Origin of the sequence: Saccharopolyspora cebuensis (genome assembly GCF_039542665.1) — a bacterium.
In the GTDB taxonomy this organism is placed as follows: domain Bacteria; phylum Actinomycetota; class Actinomycetes; order Mycobacteriales; family Pseudonocardiaceae; genus Saccharopolyspora; species Saccharopolyspora cebuensis.
On record NZ_BAABII010000040.1, the window covers coordinates 1 to 2,740 of the forward strand.

Sequence of the window (2,740 nt, forward strand, 5' to 3'; positions counted from 1 at the left end):
GCCAGCCGCGGTCGAACGCGGGCGGGGCACGTACCAGCACCCATCATCATCCGCCCGCACCCCTGACCCGCTTGGGAGGACATCCCTGTCATGAGCACCGACGTCACCGAGGCCGGCGAGGTCGAGGAGTACCTCACCCTCGCCGAGGACCTGCTGGCCGCCGCCCGGCACCGCGAACCCGAACGGATGCGGCTGACCCACGCCGCGCACGCGGCCAGCGACCTGGCCGCCGCCGCCCGCGACGAGCACTGCGTCGGCTCCGGCTACCTCGCCCGCGCCGCCGAGGTCCTGCGCGGCGGGCTCGACGGGCCGCTGGAAGCCACGGCGGCGCTGACCGCCGGGACCTATCTGTCCATGGCCCGCACCTGGGCCGCCCGGCGCCGGGAGGTGCGCTGATGGACCCGTTGACCGCCAGCCTGCTGCTGATCGCGCTGCTGGGCACCACCACCAAGGTCGCCGGTGCCGCGGTCACCGACATCGTCGCCAAGGCGAAGGGCGAGACCCCGCCGAGCCTGGAGAAGTGGCGGCTGCGCCACCAAGCCAAGCTTGCCCGCGGGGAGAAGTCCCATCCCACCCCCCGCTACACGCGGCGGTTGTGGGACAACGCCACCGAGGCCCGCACCGCCAAGGCCGCCCAGCGCCACGAAGCGCGGATGCAGATCATCCGCGAGGGCGGCCCGGAAGCGGTGGCCCGGCACAAGCAGCGGATGCGTAAGCGCGCCGCCCGCCGCGCCCAGGTCTCGGCCACGCTGGCGAAGTGGGGCAACGTCTCGTGGGACCAGGCCAAGCGCTCCGCCCGCGACACCCGCGAGGTCATCGCCGAGCGCCGCGCCGACCGCGCCGCCCGCAAGGACAGCAGCGCGGCCCCGGTCGAGGACACGCCGCTGGCCGGCGACCAGACCACCGACCAGACCGCTGGCCAGGTCACCGGGCAGGGCGAGGTCGCGGCGGCTGAGGGCACGTCCAGTGGTGAGTCCCCCGGGCCGCAGGGCGGTGCGGGCACCGAGGAGCCGACGGCCAAGGTGATCCCCCTGCGCCGCGACACCCCGGGCAGTGAGCAGGAGCAGCCCGATCCCGCCGCGGACCCGCCGACGACGGCGAACGAGCCTTCCGGCGCACCGGAACCGCAGGAGGACACCACCCCGGACCCGGCTCCAGGGGAGCACCCGGTCAGTGACTCCGAGCCCGCACCGCCGGCTGACGGGCCCGGCACCGAGCGCACCGACACCCCCCAGTCCGCCTCGGCGTCGTCCAGTACCGAGGCGGCGTCCCGTTCCACCGATCAAGGGAGCACCATCGTGACCACGCAGCACTCCGGCGAGATCACCGACCTGTCCACGGCGCTCGTCTATTCCCGCGACACCCAGGCCTACTGCGGGCTGATCGTGGGCACGTTTGAGGCCGCCTGCGCTCAGGCCCAGGCCACGTCCCAGGCCTTCAACGCTGAGCTGGGCAAGCTCGAGACCGCGCAGGCCACCCTGACCGAGAAGGGCTTCAACGGCCGCATCATCGGTCACCTCGCCGCCACCGGCGAGTCCTTCGCCGCGCTGTCCGGGGAGATGAGCCGCATCGCCGAGCAGCTCTCGGCCCTGCACGACTCCCTCGCCGAAGCCCAGTCCGGGCTCGCCGCCGCCGAGCGGGCCTTCACCGAGCAGCTCGGCATCCAGGAGCAGGTCCAGTCCCAGAAGGCCAACGGCGTGGCCCGCGACACCGACTTCTACGCCAACGCCTGAGGTCCTGAGCCGCACTCGGACCGGCACCCCCGTGGCCCGGGGTGCCGGTCCTGTGGGCCGCTCAGCCCTCACCCCCTTGTCCCTGAACCGACCCTGCCTGTACCGCTGGGAGGTAGCGCTGTGCCCACCGACACCCACACCACCGAGCCCGCCCCGGACGGGGCCACCGCCGCCGAGGACAAAGCCGAGCGCCTGGCCGCCGCCGCCGAGCGCCGCTACCGGCAGCTGCAGCACGACAACCTGCGGCGCCGCCCCGAAGACCGCGACTCCGACGAGGCGCTGTGGCGGCAGGCCCGCCGCGAGGCCCGCGCGGAACTGCGCTCCGCGGCGATCCGGGCCAAGGCCACCGAGACCGCGGTGAACCTCGCCGCGGACCTGGCCGCCGCCGAGCGCCGCAACCGCCGCCAGCTGCGGCCCTGGCTGATCGCCGCTCCCTATGCGGCACTGGGGCAGGCCGCGTGGGCGCTGGCCGAGTTCGGCTCGGGGGTCCCGGTGGGCATCTCCGCGCTGTGCGCGGCCACCACCGCCGGCGCCAGCGTGCTGGCCTGGCGCCGGCGGCTGGCCACCGCGTGCCCGGCGGCGTTCCGGGACCGGCTCAAAGCCGGGCTGGGGATGCTGTGCGCGTGGAGCGCGGGCATGCCGCTGGCCGCCGCCGCGCACCTGCCGGGGATGTGGCTGGCGCTGCTGGCCGGGATCGGCTACCTCGCGCTGCCCTGGTGGCGCCACGTCGCCCACCCCTACCCGCTGCCCGCCGAGCTCGACGACCTCGACACCACCGAGCTCGGCGAGCCCACCACGGCAGAGCAGGAGGTGCAGGTCGGGCGCGCCGAGGAGATCCAGCAGGCCTGGACCGACCGCGTCGCGACCCCTCACGGGGCGGTTCCGGGGGCCGAACTGCAGATCCTCGGTCCGATCGCCCGCGGACTGGCGTTCCGGATCCTCCTGGACGCCGCCGGGCGCACCACCGCCAACACCCTCGAGCGCGAGCGTGACCGCATCGCCCTGGC

3 protein-coding genes are annotated in these 2,740 nt (G+C 75.0%); all 3 read left to right on the plus strand.

The window, feature by feature from the left end:
- The first annotated feature begins 90 nt into the window (after window positions 1-90).
- Complete coding sequence (locus ABD976_RS29445; protein WP_345368321.1) at window positions 91-396, plus strand: hypothetical protein; 306 nt, start codon at window positions 91-93, stop codon at window positions 394-396.
- Entirely contained in the window at window positions 396-1,733 is a 1,338-nt protein-coding gene (locus tag ABD976_RS29450; RefSeq protein WP_345368322.1) for a hypothetical protein, read from the plus strand. The genes ABD976_RS29445 and ABD976_RS29450 overlap by 1 nt, the downstream gene beginning before the upstream one ends.
- Window positions 1,734-1,853: 120 nt before the next feature.
- Window positions 1,854-2,740: hypothetical protein (locus ABD976_RS29455; protein ID WP_345368323.1), on the plus strand; the 887-nt coding region annotated here is incomplete at its 3' end.

Bases quoted from the DNA above. Each gene is read 5' to 3' on its own strand.
- ABD976_RS29450 (WP_345368322.1), top strand. From the start codon at position 396: ATGGACCCGTTGACCGCCAGCCTGCTGCTGATCGCGCTGCTGGGCACC.
- ABD976_RS29445 (WP_345368321.1), top strand. From the start codon at position 91: ATGAGCACCGACGTCACCGAGGCCGGCGAGGTCGAGGAGTACCTCACC.